Here is a 20,061-nt window from a genome sequence, read left to right as displayed (position 1 = left end):
GAAACGCAGCAAGATTGTATATTACGTTTTAACAATGATTACGAAAGTATTTTCCATACCTGCTTTAAGGGGCATTCCTATTCTTGGCGGCAAAATCACACGGCTTTTACTGCCCATGGTCAATTATAACTGCTTTACAAGGCGTGTCCTCGTGGATTGTCATTGGTTTCATAAATCCGTGGTTTTCATCCGGGGTAATTGGTACTAAATAGCCTTTAACTTTAACGTTATTCCGGCTATTATTGATAATTAAAGCCGCTCTTTCAGCTAAATTTGAGTTGTGAATTTTTTTATTATCAAATTTAAATAAACCACACGAGAGTGCGGGAATATTTTTTTTCCGATTTCTCCACTCTTCTCTTGATTGTACATTGCCTACGGTAGCGCCTCTATGTAAGTAGGGGTTATTTACACCATTTATTTTCGCGGAATTTGTTTTATCATAAATGTTCTTTAAGATACTATCGGGTATGAGGGGGATATCATTTTTATCGCAAACCGCTAACACCTTATAGTTATTTTTGAGTTTTTTTTGCTTAGTAATCTTAACCATTTCCCCACAGGTTTCTTCTTTGTCTTGGTCAATATAATAATGGAGCTGATATTGTCCTTGTGAAATTGTGAGTACAAAACAAGGGAAACTTTGTATTTTTTTCCTATCTGGGGTAGCTGCGTTATTTTTTTCACATTGGTAAACATATAACATTGCAGAAGATGATTTGGTTTCAACCTCGGGAGGGGTTATATCCGCTGTGTCGCAACCTAAAATGGCTAATCGCTTGAGCCGCGGATACTGCTTCTCATGCTGCAGTTCGTTGGCAACAGTATCAACTAGCTCCCTCGTGCTGTTGTAGGATGTTCTATTTTTCCTGGACCAGTGACAATTAACCGTGACCTCACTAACATATTTCATTAATTCATGATTGATAGCTGATGTATCTGTGGCTATCACGATCCCCTTTTTATAAAACTCTTTTTTCTTGAGATTACTAGCCATTTCAAGTTCAACTATATTTTGTGTCGTATCCTTATTTGTAATTATCAGTTTCATATTGAGATCATTTTTTTCGATGACCTGACCTAAATCTTCCACAATTACTCTTGCAAGATTATGATGTTTTAACTTTTTTAGTTCATTCAGTTCGCTATTGAATTCTGCAAAAATGGTACTGGAATTTTCGAAATTCCACTCTGACTTGAATTTTTGAGCTTTGACTTCCTTCTTAAACTCTTTTAATAATTTAACCATATTATCTAAGTGCTTAGTTGCTTCATCAATAGTTGTACTCATAATAGTTAATCTATAGTTTGATGCTCTCTGATAATTATACTTTTTGATCTTATCTATGACAAACAGGCTATATTTGACCTTCAATTGGGCTGAAATCTTCCTTATAGGGGTTAACCCGCTTAAGAGTTTCCGCTGGGTTTTGAAAAATATCACAGCTGTAAATGGTTATAGGATTAGCTGATTTTATACTGTTTACTAAATCCTCTGCTTTTTGTCGATCTCGACCCGAAATTGACAGGGCAATTCGTGTGTCTCGGCTAAGTACTTTGGCAATGTATTTACCGAAATTACCATAACCACCAATTATAAGAACAGGATGTTTTTTAACCATTAAAGACTACATTCCTTGTGAGAGATTACCCATATCCCTACCTAGGCTGTTTTGTTTAGGGATGAATAATATGCCCGATTCATTCGTTAATCTCTACAGTGTCTCAGAGACCGCCAAGCGAAAGTATTCATAAAAAACGATCAATGTGATATTATTGTTATCAATTTAAAGTTGATGATTTAATTATGCAACTAACCTTTAAGTCTAATATTCTTATTAGTTTCCACGTAGTAGCTCGTTTTCCGAGCCATAAAATTATTCCCGACACCTATCTCCAATAATAAGCGCTTATTTGAATTTTTTAAATAAAGCACGCAAACACCTTATTAATTTATTTTCAACTCCATCTTAAGAAGGTTTGATATTTCACGTTGCCTATTTCAGGTTAAACACCGAACAGTAAATAGGAAAAGAACGTTTTTAATCGAGCCCCGGATTGAGTTGAAACCAACACATCTTTACGGAGATAGGAAAATGATTACAAGCATACAAGATATAGCACGTCATATAGTGAGAACAGGAAAGAGCATGGTGTGGTTTGAGTTTGATTCGAGAAAAGATGCTGAAACGGCACTGAATTTAATTAAAAAACAATACAGTGACTTACATAATTTGCATAAAGCATCGGTAAATTCTGGAAATGTAAATAAGCATAAATTCGGGTTCGGTCTTACTCATACACAGTTCAAGAGTATTACTAAGTTTAGCGAAAACTCCCAAATATCAGCTACTGGATTAAAAGTTCAAGCTTCAATATCACAAACAAATCAAAAACAATCACCGGAAGCTCTGGATAAATCCACTAATCGACTTGTTATTAGCACTCAAAGCCTCGATCAAGAAAATATAGCATTAGAAAATCCGAATACAGCTGACCTGTCGATGAACCATAGTAATTTAGAAAAAGTTGGAAATGGACACTCTGCTTTAGCAATAGCGAGTGCTTTAAATAGTCCTCTAGTGGTATTACGTTCAGAACAAAATCAAGAAAAGATCCTTAAGACGGTTGGTAAGATAGATAATAATAGCCTGGTATTTATAACGGGTCATTGCGGTAAAGGTTCTAATTCTCTTGGTGGTTTATACTTTAGTGATTCAAAAGAATCAATGATAAGCGTGAGTCGAACTCCCGATGAAATTGTTCATTTTTTAGCTAGCGCTGGATTAAAAAGAGGAGATAGCATCACGATAGTGTTATGTGTATGTTATGGTGCAAAAGAAGGTGAGTATCTACAACATCACAGTTTTGCTTCTAGACTTGCAATCAGTCTTGCAGAGATTGGGGTGAGTTCAACTATTTATGCTTCTAAAGGAAGAACAACACGGTTTGGAAAGGAAGCCATTGTTAATGGAACCATTACCTTTAATTCAGGTTTAGGAATAAAACCAAATGAATTGGTGGTTTTTGAAACCATGATAAGAGATAGTTTATCAACTATTAAAACCAGTCAAAGAGAATTAAAGGCAGCTATTTCGATTTCAGCTGAAGGATTACAAATAAAACATCCTGAGACTTCTCCAAGTTCTAACAACTCACTTGTAGGATTCTTTAAACCCTCAATGACAATTGATTCGAATCCGCAATCTGGAAATTGGGCTCAAAAAAACGATTTGAAGTAATTTACAACTATCTGATAGTCAAGGGGCTCTTGCTCTTTGACTCCAAATTGTTTCGCAAAGCGCTTTAAAAGCGCCATTAAATAATCAATTTGTATTGAATATAACCCTCATGTAAATGGAAAGCAGAGCACTAATGAGCGTAAAAAAATTATGAAAGAATTTGTTAGTGCGCCTAAGTCCATTATGACAAATTCTCAGTGCAGGCAAAATTATATCTCTATTGTAGTATTAATGGGGATTTACTATCGATAAGTCAAAATCTATAAGGCTATAATTTCCATCGTCTATGAACCCACCACCATTGCTCCGGGTGCTCTAAAATTAATTGTTCAAGCACTTGATTATAGCGAAGGGTATTTTGATAGATAGCTTGTTCTTTGTCTGCATGATATTCCCATTCTATCTCTGGATAAAATTTAATAACGTGCTTGCCGTTGTGTTGCCTGTAGCCGGATACCGGAACAACCGGTGTTTGATGTTTATGGGCAAAAAAGGCCAAACTCCGGTATGTTCCGGCCTTAACTCCAAAGAACTCGACAGCGATCCCTGATTTATTTTCTAGTTGGGCATGTTGATCCATAGCAAAAAGCACCAACTCTTTATTCTTTATGGCTTGGTTTATTTTTTTCGGAGCACCGATGCTATTGATAACACCTAACTTGTAACGTTTAATTCTATTAAATAATAAATTTTCCAACCACTTTATTTTAATAGGGCGTCTGACAATATTGAAATTTCCGAACTGAGGGATTAGGTGTGAAGAACCTAATACAGAAGTTAGTTCCCAACTCCCTAAATGACCTGTTAATAAAAAAACACCTTTCCTTTGGTCAACAGCTTTTTGCAAATCCTCTAAACCATGAATCTCTATCTTTTTATTCAATTTTTTAGAACCTGCCCAATTCATCCAAAATAGTTCTTTCAGAGTAGATGCGACATGAGAGTAAAACGCTTTGGCCAATTTTGTTTTTTCAGCAGAGGTCGCTGTATTTTTAAAAACGAGGTCGATATTACTCAATACAATTTGCTTGCGAAGAGGCAAAATCCAGTAAAAAATAAGCCCTGCAAAAGTCACTCGAATTTTGGACAAATGATGGTTAGCCATTATTTTTCCAACGCTTGTATGACCATAACCATTGCTCAGGATAAGGCAATAACATCTCTTCCAATCTTTTATTATAAAGTTGGGTATTTTCGACAAGGGTCTTTTTATAGTCCGGACAAACAACCGGTTTTACCTCCGGATAAATATGCACTACATGTTGCTTTTTATTGGTGCGATAAAAAGTGATTGATAACACACATGAATCATAAAGACTTGCTAAATAGGCCAAACTGAGATTAGTCTCCGTTTTCTGTCCTAAAAAGTCGGTTTTTATCTTATTTTTAATTTTCGAAGAAGGGCAAACATCGAAAGGAAAAAACACAATGGCATTGCTTTTCAAAGCCCTGCGGGTCTGACTCACCGCATTTTTATGACTAATAATCTTAAAGCCGCAATTTTCAAATCGCCGCAAAAAAATGGAGTCCAAAAAAGCAAAACGCAAATTTTTGCGAACACAATAAAAATCAAGATCCTTGCCATTAAATTTGTCAAGAAAGAATAAAGGTGCAAACTCCCAGTTACCAAAGTGTCCAGTGAACACTAAAATTCCTTTTCCCTTACCTAAAGCATTCTCTAAATGCTCAATACCGATGACTTTGATACGCTTTTCCAAAGATTTTTTACTAACCAACGCGTATAAAATAATTTCTTTAATATTGGTTATAATATGAGAATAATAAGCCATGCATAAACGTTTTTTTTCAGCAGGTGATAGGGAGAATTGAAAAACACGTTCGATATTTTTTTTTGCATTACTTCTTTTGTAAGAAGATAAAAAATAGACGCAGCGTCCCAACCAGGTCAAGGGAAGAGAATTTAAATCACGTTTCAACTCGAACATAAAAAGAAAACTACCCTGTGTTTTGCCTAAGCACTATTCCTGACTATGAAGCCTGGTTTAGACAGGCAGTCTACAATCTAATTATTTTAAAGTAAACAGAACTCCCTGACTAAGCCTAAGGACTGATTCTTGGATATACGATATTTACAACTGGATATCATTGAAGATGTCCTTTATAATCGCGAGCGAACAAATATAAAATCAAAGATCAGGGAGTAGATACATAGATGAATAAAAAAAGTATTTTATTGATGAGCTTGCTTTTAGTAAGCCCCCTAGGCATAGGTGGCTCGGTAGGAGAAGCGCAACAGGATGCTAAGAGATTTGTTTTTAGTGCTTCCGCAATTTATGGCTCGTTAAGTGATGGGACTCTGGATTCCATACCATATGCTGATACCATAAAATCTTCCGGACTCATTAGTTCTGGCTTGTTTAATGTCGACTCACGTTGGGGATATTCATTAAGCGCCGGATATCTTTTTGGGCCTGAATTCAGCTATGACTTAGTATTAAGCTACACCAATATAACAAATCATGGCTCCAGCATAACTGGTAATTCAGCGCAGGGTGATCTCATGGACAACAGGCTAAGCCTGATTCTCAAAGATTTTTCAGGACTGCGAATGATTGGCCCTGCCCTTGCTACGGTAAGTTCCGATTATGACTATCAAAATGCAGAACTGATAACACACAGAACTGTTCCAAGCAGATTTGCCAAACCACTCCATTACACTCGCTATTACGGCGCAAAAGCTACAGAAATAGTTAAAGAATTCACTGCTCGCTATAGTGGTGAATCTCGTTTTGGCTTCGCCGTCCCCCCAGCCATACAGCCCCTTACGGACAGCATCAATTTTCAGGCAAAATATAAAGGGATTGGACCTAAAGCGGGAGCAGGAGTCTATTGGGATGTTAATCGATTTATCACGGTCGGTGGGGACATTTCACTCTCTGTGTTGGCTGGAAATAGTAAAAGCCATTTGAATGAAAGGGTAGACATAACTGGACCTGTACCGATTTTAGACTTTCCCAATACCGGTGGACGTTACGCTTACTTCCTGAATCACCCCTCCTCACTATGGGTTTCTCCAGTTCTCGGAGCTAATTTGGTAGTTGCTTCTCATTTCAATTTGAATAACGGCAGCGTGATTGGTGTTGAGGGCGGAATTGGCTCTGAGCAATACTGGTCAATGCACGATGGAGAAAGGTATGGTTTGGCAAATGGAGGTAATAGATTAAGTATTAGCGAGCGTTTTTCTATACGTAATGTATTTATAAAGGCAAGTTATATGGTTTAATTGAAATTCAGACACGGCTTGTGATTAACGCAAGTTGTGTCATGGAGTGCTTTTCCCTCTGTATCAAATCATTTTACCCAAACGGATTTAAGAGTAGTATAGAGCACGTTGTAACCAGCATTTAATTTATAGTTGTAGTGGAGGTGAACCATGCAAATGAGTCAGTTGGATCATGTTCATGCGGTTAACAATTTATATATGCTCTCCCATCAAATTCATCCTACAGCTATCGTATCAGCCAACGCCAGAATCGGACGGGATGTGGTTATAGGGCCGTATTCAATTATTGAAGACAATGTCAGCATTGGACAACAAACCGTCATTGGTTCTCATGTGTCGATAAAGTCCTGGACAGAAATAGGTGAATATAATCAGATTGAAACGGGAGCAATCATTGGAGCAATCCCGCAGGATCTGAAGTTCAGTGGGGAAAAAAGCACCGTCATAGTCGGTAATAATAACATTATTCGCGAATACGTTACTATCAGTAGAGGAACCTCTGGGGGTGGTGGAGTGACTCGCATAGGAAACAACAATGTCATAATGACTTCCGCCCATATAGCTCATGATGTCCAGATGGGTAACCATAATATCATCTCCAATGCGGTAGCCGTAGCCGGGCATGTAATCATTGACGATTGGGTAACCATAGGCGGTTTATGCGGCATACACCAATTCGTACAATTAGGACGGATGAGTATGATTGGCTCTCAAACCAGAATCACAAAAGACGTACTGCCCTACACTCTGGTTTGCGGAAACCCAGCCAAGCGATTTGGTATTAACATTGAGAGATTGCAACGAAATGGATACAGTCCTGTCGCAAGAATGCAAATTCAACGAGCCTACAAGGCTCTTTTTCATGATGGTCATCTTTTGACAAATGCCATTGAAATACTCAAGCGTGAATTCATGGATAATAGTGATGTGGCTTATATCCTCAAGTTTCTTGAAAATTCCAAACGCAGCTTTTATCGCTAATTTTTTAGAGTATGTATGTCAAATTACCAATTTACAAAACCTGCAGGACCATTTCGTTTATCCGAATTAGCTAAGATTTCTGGTGCTACACTGTATGAAGGTAAAGGAGAAACCTTTACAGTTTCTGGTTTGGCCAAAATTTCAGAAGCCACAAGCAATGATTTGGTAATGTTGCATCAAAAAAAATACGTCAAAGAATTAAAAAATACTGTTGCTTGCGCTTGTATCATCGGGCCAGATTATGTGAAATTTGCACCTGATAGCATGTATTTACTGGTGCACCCAAACCCGTATAAAGCCTTTGCTTTGATTGCTCAAGCGTTTTACCCTCCTGAAAAAACACCCAGTTTCATTGCCACTTCGGCAATGATTGAGTCGACCGCTGCTATTGGCGTGGATTGTTTTATTGCTCATGGAGCTTATATTGGTAATCAGGTTAAAATAGGCAACAGATGCAAAATTGGAGTGAATACTTATATTGGCGATGCTGTAACCATAGGCGATGATTGTCTTATAGAAGACAACGTCAGCATTAGGCATGCTGTTATAGGGAGTAACGTGGTCATTTATTCCGGTGCTCGTATAGGCCAGGATGGTTTTGGCTTTGCCAGTGATGCGAATGGCCATTATAAAATTCCCCATGCGGGTGGTGTCATTATTGGCAATGATGTTGAAATCGGGGCTAATACCTGCATTGACCGAGGCTCCCTGGATAATACGGTAATTGAGGATTGGTGTCGTCTGGATAATCTTGTGCAGATTGGGCATAATGTCAAGATTGGTAAAGGCTCTGTTATAGTAGCACAAGTTGGAATCGCCGGGAGTACAGAGCTTGGTGAACATGTCACTTTGGCGGGACAAGTTGGCGTGATTGGACACTTGAAGATTGGTAAAGGCGCCACTGTTTTAGCCAGCGGTAAAGTCTATAAAAATGTGAAATCCGGGGGCAGAGTCGGAGGGCATCCAGCAGTATCAATTAGTGATTGGCAAAAACAAATCCGATTTTTAAAAACAGCGATTAAGCCAAAGAAGTCTCCAAAATCCTGAGGATAGATAAAGCCGCTTTCTCATTAGCATTTTGCCTTAATGTGTGGTGAATATCAGTAAATTGTTTAATTAGTTCGTTTTGATTGGATGAGTCGAGTAAATTCAGAACTGATTCTGTAATGCTATCAACATTCGCTTTTTCCTGAACAAATTCAGGGATTAATTTTTTACCAGCCAATAAATTAGGTAACGCAATATAGGGAACTTTTACTTGCGGCGCGATAATCGCATGAGTAAGTATACCCCATTTAAAGGCAACCACCATGGGTCGTTTTAAAAGCATCGCCTCAAGTGTTGCTGTTCCGGATTTTGTTAAAACAACGTCAGAGATAGCCATGGCCTCACGAGCATTCCCTTGAATAATCTGAGTTTTTAAGTGGCCGTACTCGGCATGGAGTTGTTTAAAAAAAACGGGATACAAATCCTGACACGCAATCGGTACTATGAAATGCACATGAGGCCTCTCCACAGCAATTCTTTGCATCACTTCCAAAAACAAGGGTCCCATGTATTTGATTTCACCTACTCGACTACCTGGTAATACTGCCAGAATGGTGTCATCAGAATGGTAGTTATATTTTTTACGTAAAGAAGAATAACTTGGGTTTATTTCGATTAAATCAGCTAAAGGATGACCAATAAATTGTGCCGATACCCCATGTTGTCGGTAAAATGCTTCTTCAAATGGAAATAGGGTTAATACTAAATCAACTGCCTTTTTTATTAAATGCACCCGTTTTTGTCGCCATGCCCAAACTTTGGGGCTCACCAGATGAATGGTTTTAATATGCTGTTTTTTTAACCGTGCTTCAACGGATAAATTAAAGTCAGGGTAATCAATCCCAATGAATACATCTGGTGGATTAATTGTCCATTCCCTCAATAACCTTTCTCTTATTAAATACAGTTGAGGATATCGTCGCAGAACATCACTGATTCCCATCACAGAAAGCTCGGAGATATCAATCAGGGAATGGAAACCTTCCTTGAGCATTTGAGGACCACCGACCCCCATGAATTCTACGTTTGTTAAATGCTGTTTCAGCTCACGAATTACCCCTGCTCCCAGTAAGTCTCCAGATAGTTCGCCGGCAACCATCGCAATTCGGGTCGGTCTTTTCATAGTCAAATTGCACCAATATAAAATTTAAATGACTCGATGTTAGCCTAAACCAATAACCATAGCCAAGCAGTATTAATCCCGCAAACGCTCAGATTGCCAATTGAGTATCAGAAAATGCTTTACAAATAATTTTTCAGCCTGGCAAAAATGTCTGCCTGGGCAAGTGCTCTTGGCAAAGATCATCTAGATCTCATTGTAAAATACCATAGTCGGGCGAGGGGCATTGTATATTTTAAGTTGTCTGGCTAATTTTAAATTATTCTTAAATACGTCCCAATGAAAATCAAATAGATGAAATATCAGAGCAGTGTAGTTATTTGCAAGGAGACATTGAATCTTATCTTTACCGAAGAGTTCACTTTCCTCTGTCAAATCAGGTTTTATAATAACCAGTTTTTCAAGCACAACTGGTGTGCTGCAATGTTGATTAGGTTTTAAATCAATATGATGCTTGGATCTTCCATTATAAGAATAGAGTGACTCCAAAGATAATAAATGTAGGGCTTCCCTACTATCGTTCCATAATTTCAAACGAGGAAATCCCGGCAATACATGAGGAATATCCTGTTTGAACTCTATGGCTGTTATATCATCTGCGGCCAATAAAGCGCCTTGTTTTATATGAAATGCAGCTGCCGTAGATTTTCCCGCCCCGGTATGGCCAGAGATGGCAAAAGCGGATTGCCCTGGGTAGCAAACTGTATTGGCATGCAAAACAATCAAATTTCTCTGCTGGAGCAGGCAGCCAAAACAGGCTCCAGTAAGAAGAATATGAATTGGTGTAGTCAACTCGACGGATTTAATCTGGTATAAAATTGTATTTCCCCCTTCAATATAAAAGCTCCATTGGCTATCAGTAATCCATAGCTGATTTTTTAAAGACGCGTACTTGTTTCCCAAGCGACTCGCGTTTGCAGGTATATCAGGAATTTCACTGGTTTTACGAATAATGACATCTGGAGCACAATAAGAAGTTTGCTCTATTTTTCCAAGTGGAATGTCACTTTGTATGTTCAATTGGTATGCGCGATAGTAAAACATAAACGTCTTTATAAAAAATTGATAAATAATTAATTCATAGCAACCGTAGTGTCTTCAAGAACATTGAAATTTAACGGATATTCCTCTTTTAAATTAAACTTGCCAAAATCGATTATTTCATCCGCATAATCTATGGTACTTTCCCGGTGAGCTATTAAAATGACTGTCATGGTCTGCTTTAAAGCAGCAAGCGACTGCATAATAACAGCCTCGCTTTGGGGATCAAGTGCACTGGTTGCCTCATCGAGAATGAGCAGCGTTGGCGATGACAGTATGGCTCTGGCAATCGCCAGCTTCTGCCGCTCTCCGCCAGATAAATGCACTCCTCTGTCGCCAATCATGGTATTCAATCCATTGGGCATAGACCTGACCAGGTTTTCAGCATCAACCAGAGCAAGAACTTTCCATAGATCTGCTTCATTCACATCATTGTTTAGCCACGTGATGTTATTCCTGATTGAATCATTAAAAAGAAAAATATTTTGAGGAACATAACTAACCCATTTTTTCTGGGGAGTTCCATGTTCCGCATCCATTGAAGCTAAGGACTGGTTAAAGAGAATTGAGCCATCATCCGGCTTCAACAACCCCAATATTAAATCGACACAGGTGGATTTCCCAACACCAGATGGTCCTTTTATTGCAGTTATTTTATTTCGATGTATGTCAAATGAAACATTTTTTAAAATAGCTTTTTCTCCATAGGAGAAGGAAACTTGCTTTACTTGAATTAATATATCCTTAGGTAATGGTACTCGCGTATGAAAGGGGATCACATTTGATGATTCTTTATTCGATAAAAAATCATTTTTAAGGATTAAATAGTTTCGAAACAAGGGAGAAATATTCAATGCATAAGACATGCTTTGCTGCATCGTTGATATTCTTCTTATGATTTGATTGTAAACAAATAATAAAACAACCAACGTTGGAATTGAAATCTGTAACAGGGAAATGGAAATAAGAAAAATTAAAGTGAACGCGATCGCTCCGATTGCAGTATATCCAAATTTAATTTTCATCTGGTTGCTTAAAAATTTAATGTTATTGTCCATCACTTTGAATGAGATATCACGCTCTTGTTTGAGATATTCATGTGTAAGCTCATGAATTTTAGCTATTTTTATTCCTTCAAGAAAATTTGACAAATTGATTTGCCTGCTTCTGCTCAGATCAAGTTCTTGTTTTCCCATGCCAGCAGAATTTGATTTTTTAAAAAAAATTGCTATCGAAATCACAGTAATTAGCGAAATGACTGTTAATCCCGTAGAAAGCATTAAACCAACAATCAAATACACCGAGTTTTTGATTATGTTATTAAATAAACTCAACGTATAAGTCGTTAAAGCAGAGATTTTCATCAACCCAACATTCAATACATACTCAGAATCTTTCAGTTTACTTTTTAGCAGGTATTCCCATCGCGCATTCACCAAGTTTTGGATTAAGCTTTCACGGCAGTATCTCTCAAAATTTTTCATGAATTTTATTTTTGTTAATTCAGCGAGATAATTGGTCATAGAGACTGAGCATATGATGAGGCAATAAACCGATAAGACAAAAGTGATTGGAATTTGGCCATCGTGCATCGGCAGTTGTTGCCATAAACTGGATAACCAATTGAGATCAGAGCCGGACTTATTTTGGGCTAGCCAACCACTATAGCTTAACATAGGCACCAATGAGACCACTCCAACACCGCCCAGAAAGCTTGAAAGAATTACCATTGCTTGTGAAAACACAAGCTGGAACGGCGAATATTCATATAAAAATCTGATGAAATCGAGAAAGTCTTTATATTTTTCCGCATATTTTTTATAAAATTCAGCCATAAAACAACACTTAATTTTTTACCCAGTCTAATGCATAAGTACAAAAAATAGTATAACCCACACCGTTTCCTCCAGTGATATAGCGTTTACCGCACCGCAGCCATACGTGCCCTATGACCTCATCTCCGTCTCGTTTCATACCAAAATAAATCGTTGTAGGCATATTTTTGCGACGTAATAGCAAAAATGCCGCAACACTTTGCTGTAAACAGGCGCTTTTCCATGGCAACAATCTATTTATTTTAGGAAACAGTTTTTGGCAACATTTTAGCCAATACAAATGGTCAAAGTCTTCATACAAAGTTTCGGCATGTTTATGCCCAAACAACCTGGCATATCTGTTAAACGGATATAACCAGGTAATGATTCTTGATACTATTAGGTAATAAACAATAAGCACAGTAACATGAGCTCGTGTTTTTCCCTTGCCCAATAAAACCAGAAAAAGACGGGCATATCTTATTTTCTTTATTTCAGCCAATTGTATTATCCGATTCTGCTTAAAAATTATGACAGCGAATGATTATAAATTCTTTATCTATGGACAGATTTTGATTAATTTATGTTGAACCATTTGTTGTATAAACGCTTTAATATCATTAAAGCAGGTATCGAAATCAACCTTATATATTTCCATAAGCCCAGAAACAAGTTGGCTCACCGTTTTTTTTGATTCCAGCAAATTCCATATTTTGTAACCTACGGAATTAACTACCAAATAATGACTTGTTTCTTCATCAAGCAGGATCAAATCCTCATCAACGCTGGAAAAAAACACCAAGTCATAGCGTTCTAATATTGTATTGGTTTTATATTCGAATTGATATTCGTGTTGTTGTAAATGGTTACTCATCGAGATTATCTCCAGTAAGTAATAATCAATACAGATCATTTAGGTAGTTGATAAAAAATGCTGTGCTTAAAGCTGGGACCAAATGCATATTAACGTCTTGAAAATTTCTTGATTGCGGACTAATAGGATGATTAGCAAATAAATCCAAAAGGTATTTTTTAGGATAAATTTCCCAAATGATTGGATTTTTTTCAGCAATATCTGTCAAAAGGACCTCCCAAACATGACCATACTTATTGAATTGATAGTACCAATCCGCTGCCTGTTCTCCACGATAGGGATTGTAGCGGATCTCAGCAGGCACAAGCCCTTCCAGAGCATCTCTCACCAACAAGCGTCTTTTTAATTTGGGTAATCGCCTGATTTCAAAATATTTGTTACCTCCATGATAAACCCATTCAGGAAGATCATAGCAAAACTGGACCAGATCCAGGTTACTTGTTGGGTCAATCACCTCTACCCCATACCACAAATAGATGGAACGCATATAGCTTCTTGTTTCCAACCTATTCTTACCTCTCAAGAGAGAATAGTGGGGCTCTAAAAAATTTTTTTTCATTTCATGGATATGGAGGCGATTTCTTTTCAGGTTTAGCGAGCCAGATTTTATAAATTGCTTGCCTAATTTCATATGGTATTTTAAAAAATGCCGCGTAAATTTTACACGCTGATTCAGATAGTTGCCCAATGTCACTCCCTTCCATGAAATAGAGCCATTCCCCTGCTCACCATTTAAAAGAATCCTGCAGTTTTTGGCTGCTGCCATTTCCAATCCCGCCAATATCCATTCCATATTGAATACCGCTTTGAATGGTTGATCCAAATAAGGATAAAAGAGTTGGAGTCTATCAAAAATACTCATGTCTTCAGAGCTTTGATAAACTATTGTTTCTATATTATCATAGTAACGGCATGCGCTTTGCACTCGATCTAATTCATGATATTTACATCCTGCCCGATGACTATCGCCCGACAAGTATTTGGGAATCGCGGTATATGCCAAAAGAGTTTTATTTTCTTTTGCAAGTTGCAATGCCGCAATCGAAGCAATGGATGAAGAGTCTAAACCACCGCTGTAATGGGCCATGATTTCTGCGCCAGTCCGGATACTTTGCCTGATACATTGCTGAATCTCATTTCTGAATGCACTATAGTAGTCTTCTCGCGATTGGCATTGTCCCGTCTGTTGTGTCTTATGAAGTTCCCAGTATTGTTGCTCTTGTAAATTTTGTTCGCTCACAATCATATAACTGGCAGCCGTCAGTTTTTTAACTGATTTCAGGCAAGTTTCCTGACCTATTTTCTGTTTTGCCGCAAGCTTATAGAAAGCGCCATGATTCACCGCTAAGGAGTCATGAAAAACCTTGAATGTATTGAATGTGTTGCTAAATATAAAGTATTTACCGGGTACAAAAAGATAGTAACAGCAACAAAAATTAAAATGATCAATGGCAATAAACAGCCGTTTTTTGTGTAAGTCATAAAATACAAGGAAAAAGTTCCCTGCTAAATAATTCACACATTTTTCACCCCATTTTAAATAGGCCCGGGTTGCCAGATATAAATCCGAATTTTTGGAGCTAACTCCTAACTGATTAGCCAAATTGGAATGATTAGTTAGATAAAGATCACCGTTGGCAATTACACCCGATTCCTTATCATGATATGGAGCTGTTTGTAAGGCACATTCGGGAGTAATAAAGCGCTGTGTACTCGCCGTAGCATAAAAATCATTATAATAAAGTTCGCTATGATCCGCTCTCCATACCGGGCTATTAAATTTGGCTCGTTCTAATAACTCTCGATCAAATGGTTGCCCGTCAAAACGCAGAACTCCATATAAAGCATTCATGCTATATCCTAAGATAAAAAATAACTACTAATGTTTGCGCTGCTTAATTTCCAACCAGCCAAAAATGTAACCACCGCAACAGCAAAACTAATAAATTCGTTGCTGGTAGTAGCAAGCTCCATTTCCACTCTAAGCTTTTCATTAAATGTAATAAAATTTGTTCGCCATCATACGTAATATTCTTCTTTTCGAGCGATATGTGCTTTTTGAATGGTAAATTAAAGAAATTAGGGCTTTTCTCGTTAAAGAGTTGGGCAGTAAACCTGCAATACTGCTTTCTGTAAACACACTTGGAAATATTCTCTCCGCACAATAAGTCGCCATTTGATACTCTGTCTGTATGGAAAGACTCTCAACCAATTCAACAACTCTTCTTCTCTCATCGATGCTGAGCAAGGTGGAATAACTGGCAAAATCATAAAGCCAGTGCAAAGATTCAAATCCATGATTAGCGCCATGCACAGCAACGTACAGATACTCATCAATTGGGGAAAGAGTATAAAATACATTTTTACCACCCATAAAAACCGGCACTTTATTGTTCCAATAAAACTCAAAAGGCTGATTGAATTTATCTTTCCATCTAAACAAACGCCAGTGGAGTTCGATTTTAATACCATATTTTTCAGCCACATACGAAACATCCTTTAGTACTCGATGTTTCTTTAGCTTATTAACGTCATGCAAGAAATTGTATTTATCTCGAATGATTCCATTTTCAAAAAACACTTCATCTGCCTGTTCCAAGTGCTGGGGAGAAATATATAAATCGATGTCGCATGACTGACGGAGCAAAGGGTCTCCAAACAATTTTTGCGAGAGTGGTAGTCCTTTCAGGTGAATAACTGGAATATTGTATTGCTGAAAAAGCTCATTAATTTTGATGGACAAAAATAACTTTCTAATGGCCCTGTCTCTATTTTCCTTTAAAACGAGCTTAAAGTTAGCGAGTTGAAAAGCTGGAATACCATAGTGCTCCCTTAAAAGGGGATACACCAAATTGGTCAGGCGCATTCTTTGCGCTGTCTTTAGGATTTCGGGTTGTGCAAATGAGGTCAAGGAGATTTCTTTTTTGTTTAAAATATCAATAAGCTTGCCATATTCCATTAACTATCCTAAAGGTGCTTGATTAGTGAGGGATCTGAAATAATATAAAAAAATACCTTTTACTTCACTACTTATAAAGGGCTTTTTCTTTTTAACCGCTCGTACTGCTTGAGAGGCCGCTATCGTCACCACTGTCGTTAGCCCCAGAGCCGTCAGTATTAGCGCTAACACTGTCTATTGGTATAGCGCAAACTTCAGGCAACTCCCAATCTAACTTATCCATCATCCACTCCTGTATTTCAGACTACTAGATGGTCGCCATTCTAAAATAATTTTCCAAGGCACGCAAATCCCAGAAAAAAATAACATTATGGCTATAACCAAAACAAGGAGGAATTTCTCTACTGTCATCTTTGATAACTATCAGGGATCATGGCATTTCATGCCTATGAGAAAATTTTTTGAACAAGTTTCAGTTATCCCTCATATAAGTTGATTATGAGGGATAGTAAGTAAAACTCTTTTTATTGAATTACCGGAAGTTGGGGTGCTGCGGTTCGCTTTGGCCCAGGAGTAGATTTTTGAGAGGTGTCCTTTGACGCATAGCTTTTTTGTTGCGGTTGAGATTGATTGCTAGCGGTCGTTTGTCCTCCAGTGGATGGCATGTTACTTTCTTGGTAAGAATACCCTCTTTCCTGAGGGCTTGCCCCATCAAAATAACATCCTGATACCCCTAAAGCAAAGAGTACAATGAGGCCATATCTCCATTTTATTGTTTTGTAATTTATCATAATTAAGCTTCCTGCATTCGTTAATTAAACAAAATATTAATTGAAATGAATTATTGTAACTATTTGAAACCACTTTGGATTTTTGCCATTTTTGTAAAACAGATAGAAATCCGTTTTTTGATCTCAATTAATAAGTAATATTGTCCTGTTTTTACAAAAATAACCAACGCCCACAATAAATATAATGTAAAAAAGGAGAAATAACCATAAAAACGAAATATCCCTGCATTAAAGGAGAATATCACAAATATAAACTGCCAAGATGATTTGCATTTCTTTCCAATAAGCGTGAGTTATGGATTAAGATAGGTCATTATCTTGTATCGTTAGGGCTGACGAAGCATTTATGCTGTCTCGAAGACTTGTATGGAATTTAATGTTTGGTACTAAGGCTTCGAGACGATGCTTGCGCATCTCCTCAGCCCAAACAGATACTGGATATCGACTGCTTCTTATGTGATCCTGATCTATAAACCACGTTAATAAGAGAAAATAACTTGATTGTAGAAACCACCATTTTGCTATTTTACCTTATCCGCTTATAATCAACTCATTTCACCATGACAAAGGACTACCATGATTTACCCTAACATCCTGGCCACTATAGGCCATACTCCCGTTGTAAAAATTAACAGGCTTGGAAAAGATCTGGAATGTGAGCTGTATGCCAAATGCGAATTTTTTAATCCTGGCGGCTCCGTAAAGGATCGTATTGGCTATGAAATGGTAGTAAAAGCAGAAAAGGAAGGGAGAATTAAACCGGGAGATACCTTAATCGAGCCTACTTCCGGGAACACCGGCATAGGTATAGCCCTGGCAGGCGCTGTATTAGGCTACAAAGTGATTATTACCATGCCAGAAAAAATGAGCCAGGAAAAGCAATCCGTGCTCGAACGCCTGGGAGCCATCATTTATCGAACGCCAACAGAAGCCGCGTATAATGATCCGGACAGTCATATTTCTCTGGCTAAAAAGTTACAAGCTGAAATCCCTAACTCCCATATCCTTGATCAATACGCGAACCCCAATAACCCCAATGCCCATTATTTTGGAACCGCTCAGGAAATTATTGACGACTTCGGAAAAGATTTGCATATGGTTGTTGCTGGCGTTGGGACTGGCGGAACAATTACAGGTATTGCCAAACGCCTTAAAGAATTTAACCCCGCCATCAAAATCATTGGAGCAGATCCCGAAGGCTCAATTCTCGGTGGCGGCACAGAAGTCAAATCTTATCATGTTGAAGGGATAGGTTATGATTTCTTCCCTGATGTGCTGGATAACACATTGATTGATGCCTACATAAAAACCAATGACGCGGATTCTTTCCGTACTGCCAGACGCCTCATTAAAGAAGAAGGACTGTTAATTGGCGGCTCATGTGGAGCAGCGATGTGGGCAGCATTGCAAGCGGCGAAATCCTTAAGCAAAGGACAAAAATGTCTGGTAATTTTACCCGACTCTATCCGTAATTACATGTCCAAATTTGCTAATGATGAATGGATGAAAGAAATGGGCTTTCTTTAATTAATGATGTCAAAATATCAAGTAGCTACTTCATCAAAAAAGAAAAAATTATTGACAATTCGCTCTGAAAAATGACGCAACTGTTCACGGGGTATGCAAATTTTTCTGTTTGAAGCCTATTTATTTGACTTGTCTTTCCCGCAAAGGGGGAAAGACAAAGGACTTAATATACCTTACTTACATACCCCGCGAACGGTTACAAAATGATTCGGATTGCCAATGCACTTTAACCAACAGACATGGATACTGAAGAAGGTCGATTTTCTAAATGATCAAACAATTGATCAACATCGACCTGACTGGTACTAATCCACCCAGCAAGCGCGGAAGCCAATAACTGATTGACTCCGTCCTTGTTTTCACCCGAATAATTAGGAATGACCGGCTTGTCAGAATCTTCTGATAACCTGGAAAAAAATTCTGTTGAGTCAACAAACAAGCCTTTTTCTAAAGGTAAAAACTTGATGTAAAGATTGATCATCCTCTGGGTTGTTATTTCGCCTAATTTAAGCATGGTTAGAAAGTTCTGATGCCATTGTTTATAGGTCTGTAATAATTTTTTATTATCGGACGCAATTAAATCAACCATATCAGCGATAGTGTCTTTCCCACTTGCATTGGAGCTTTCTACTGGTTTGGGGGGGCTTACTGCCAATTGCCCTACATAAACAAAATCAGCTTTATTTTTCACGGCAGGGAAATACCTGTTATTTTGCTGGACCTGAATGGTTATCCCGGGTTTTGCACTATTCGGATTATCCCCAACATACATTTCACGTTTCCTCAATTCCTTGCCATTTTCCACAACAGATAAAGTGATGTTGGTACCGATTACATGAGAAAGCGCTTTTAAAGCACTGGCCGGGAGAGGAGTGGATGGTTGACGTAACAATGATTTTGGCGTGTCGCGGTTGAATTCAGCAAAGATATCACGATAATTGAGAGGTTTTGCATAAATCTCATCTATAGCCAATTGACGTAATACATAAGCAAAACATTCGACAATTTCCGACTTCCGTGCCCCATTAATCAGCATACTCATGCGTTCGGAGGGGGTCAAATAAGGTTGGCTGGGAATGTATTTTGGAAAATGAAAGTAGAAACGCTCCAGTATTTTTTTCAAAGTATCATCATTAATGCGTGGAGATCTCTTAAAATAATCAATTAAAGCTACTGCAGCCGCGTGAAACTGCTCTCCGCCCACATTAATAAAGCTTTGCTGTACTTGCGAACAATTAGTTTCTGCTTTAAAGAACCTAGCTCTTGGCATAATGTTCTCCTATCCCAACTTATATCTTCATTCTAATCAATCCAGATTAAGGAAATATTAACAAAGTTTTTACAGTCTACTGAAACTTTTAACACGGGGCGTTTCTCTTAAGCACATCATTTTTAAACCACCGCTCATTTTCATGTAATGCGATTGAGCTTCGTTTATTTCTGCAAACTGACAACTCGTCTCAGTGGATTTTAATAATAAA

At 37.9% G+C, this 20,061-nt stretch carries 19 protein-coding genes; 5 read left to right on the top strand and 14 right to left on the bottom strand.

Annotation, left to right across the window (positions count from 1 at the left end; translation table 11 throughout):
• Positions 1–106: 106 nt before the first annotated feature.
• A complete protein-coding gene (locus tag OQI99_RS12330; RefSeq protein WP_061513033.1) occupies positions 107–1,375 on the bottom strand; it encodes a lpg2372 family Dot/Icm T4SS effector in 1,269 nt (422 codons plus the stop codon).
• Entirely contained in the window at positions 1,359–1,622 is a 264-nt protein-coding gene (locus tag OQI99_RS12325) for a KR domain-containing protein (RefSeq protein WP_061513032.1), read from the bottom strand. Before OQI99_RS12325 ends, OQI99_RS12330 begins: the two co-directional genes overlap by 17 nt.
• A 474-nt stretch (positions 1,623–2,096) precedes the next feature.
• On the opposite strand from OQI99_RS12325, the gene OQI99_RS12320 reads away from it, so the two are divergent.
• Entirely contained in the window at positions 2,097–3,242 is a 1,146-nt protein-coding gene (locus OQI99_RS12320; RefSeq protein ID WP_061513031.1) for a hypothetical protein, read from the top strand.
• A 268-nt stretch (positions 3,243–3,510) separates the two neighbouring features.
• On the opposite strand, the gene OQI99_RS12315 is transcribed toward OQI99_RS12320, so the two are convergent.
• Together OQI99_RS12315 and OQI99_RS12310 are read right to left on the bottom strand one after the other, a co-directional pair.
• A complete protein-coding gene (locus OQI99_RS12315) occupies positions 3,511–4,347 on the bottom strand; it encodes a lysophospholipid acyltransferase family protein (protein ID WP_061513030.1) in 837 nt (278 codons plus the stop codon).
• Positions 4,340–5,188 carry a lysophospholipid acyltransferase family protein gene (locus tag OQI99_RS12310; RefSeq protein ID WP_061513029.1) on the bottom strand — a complete coding sequence of 283 codons (849 nt, stop codon included), beginning with the start codon at positions 5,186–5,188 and terminating at the stop codon, positions 4,340–4,342. Before OQI99_RS12310 ends, OQI99_RS12315 begins: the two co-directional genes overlap by 8 nt.
• 227 nt (positions 5,189–5,415) lie before the next feature.
• On the opposite strand from OQI99_RS12310, the gene OQI99_RS12305 reads away from it, so the two are divergent.
• The 3 genes from OQI99_RS12305 (at position 5,416) to lpxD (ending at position 8,514) form a co-directional block, all read left to right on the top strand.
• The gene (locus OQI99_RS12305; protein ID WP_061513028.1) at positions 5,416–6,486 is read left to right on the top strand and encodes an Lpg1974 family pore-forming outer membrane protein; all 1,071 of its coding nucleotides are present in this window, start codon (positions 5,416–5,418) and stop codon (positions 6,484–6,486) included.
• Positions 6,487–6,636: 150 nt separating this feature from the next.
• The gene (gene lpxA / locus OQI99_RS12300) at positions 6,637–7,467 is read left to right on the top strand and encodes an acyl-ACP--UDP-N-acetylglucosamine O-acyltransferase (protein ID WP_061513027.1); all 831 of its coding nucleotides are present in this window, start codon (positions 6,637–6,639) and stop codon (positions 7,465–7,467) included.
• Positions 7,468–7,482: 15 nt separating this feature from the next.
• The gene (gene lpxD / locus OQI99_RS12295; RefSeq protein ID WP_061513026.1) at positions 7,483–8,514 is read left to right on the top strand and encodes a UDP-3-O-(3-hydroxymyristoyl)glucosamine N-acyltransferase; all 1,032 of its coding nucleotides are present in this window, start codon (positions 7,483–7,485) and stop codon (positions 8,512–8,514) included.
• Here lpxD and lpxB read toward each other — a convergent pair.
• The 9 genes from lpxB to OQI99_RS12250 form a co-directional block, all read right to left on the bottom strand.
• The gene (gene lpxB, locus OQI99_RS12290; protein ID WP_061513025.1) at positions 8,486–9,637 is read right to left on the bottom strand and encodes a lipid-A-disaccharide synthase; all 1,152 of its coding nucleotides are present in this window, start codon (positions 9,635–9,637) and stop codon (positions 8,486–8,488) included. The two genes, lpxD and lpxB, sit on opposite strands and share 29 nt — an antisense overlap.
• Before the next feature lie 183 nt (positions 9,638–9,820).
• Positions 9,821–10,678 (bottom strand): hypothetical protein, encoded by an 858-nt coding sequence (locus tag OQI99_RS12285; protein ID WP_061513024.1) that lies wholly within the window; start codon positions 10,676–10,678, stop codon positions 9,821–9,823.
• A gap of 29 nt (positions 10,679–10,707) precedes the next feature.
• A complete protein-coding gene (locus OQI99_RS12280; RefSeq protein WP_061513023.1) occupies positions 10,708–12,510 on the bottom strand; it encodes an ABC transporter ATP-binding protein in 1,803 nt (600 codons plus the stop codon).
• Between the two features lie 10 nt (positions 12,511–12,520).
• Entirely contained in the window at positions 12,521–12,991 is a 471-nt protein-coding gene (locus OQI99_RS12275) for a lasso peptide biosynthesis B2 protein (protein WP_061513022.1), read from the bottom strand.
• A 57-nt stretch (positions 12,992–13,048) separates the two neighbouring features.
• Positions 13,049–13,363, bottom strand: a complete 315-nt coding sequence (locus tag OQI99_RS12270; RefSeq protein WP_027268602.1) for a PqqD family protein — start codon at positions 13,361–13,363, stop codon at positions 13,049–13,051.
• Positions 13,364–13,388: 25 nt separating this feature from the next.
• Positions 13,389–15,215 (bottom strand): asparagine synthase-related protein, encoded by a 1,827-nt coding sequence (locus OQI99_RS12265; RefSeq protein WP_061513021.1) that lies wholly within the window; start codon positions 15,213–15,215, stop codon positions 13,389–13,391.
• A 141-nt stretch (positions 15,216–15,356) separates the two neighbouring features.
• Entirely contained in the window at positions 15,357–16,322 is a 966-nt protein-coding gene (locus OQI99_RS12260) for a nucleotidyltransferase family protein (RefSeq protein ID WP_061513020.1), read from the bottom strand.
• Positions 16,323–16,413: 91 nt separating this feature from the next.
• A complete protein-coding gene (locus OQI99_RS12255) occupies positions 16,414–16,545 on the bottom strand; it encodes a lasso peptide (RefSeq protein WP_154694776.1) in 132 nt (43 codons plus the stop codon).
• A 241-nt stretch (positions 16,546–16,786) separates the two neighbouring features.
• Entirely contained in the window at positions 16,787–17,053 is a 267-nt protein-coding gene (locus tag OQI99_RS12250) for a hypothetical protein (protein ID WP_061513019.1), read from the bottom strand.
• 576 nt (positions 17,054–17,629) lie between these two features.
• Between OQI99_RS12250 and OQI99_RS12245 the strand changes: the two genes are divergently transcribed.
• A complete protein-coding gene (locus tag OQI99_RS12245) occupies positions 17,630–18,580 on the top strand; it encodes a pyridoxal-phosphate dependent enzyme (RefSeq protein WP_011216794.1) in 951 nt (316 codons plus the stop codon).
• A 226-nt stretch (positions 18,581–18,806) separates the two neighbouring features.
• On the opposite strand, the gene OQI99_RS12240 is transcribed toward OQI99_RS12245, so the two are convergent.
• Positions 18,807–19,850, bottom strand: coding sequence for a hypothetical protein (locus tag OQI99_RS12240; RefSeq protein ID WP_061513018.1), 1,044 nt, complete (start codon positions 19,848–19,850; stop codon positions 18,807–18,809).
• Positions 19,851–20,061: the final 211 nt, after the last annotated feature.

The sequence above is a fragment of the Legionella sp. PATHC039 genome (assembly GCF_026191275.1).
Lineage (GTDB): Bacteria > Pseudomonadota > Gammaproteobacteria > Legionellales > Legionellaceae > Legionella > Legionella pneumophila.
Note: the sequence above shows the minus strand (reverse complement) of the source record. Positions and strands in the feature narration are given on the sequence as shown.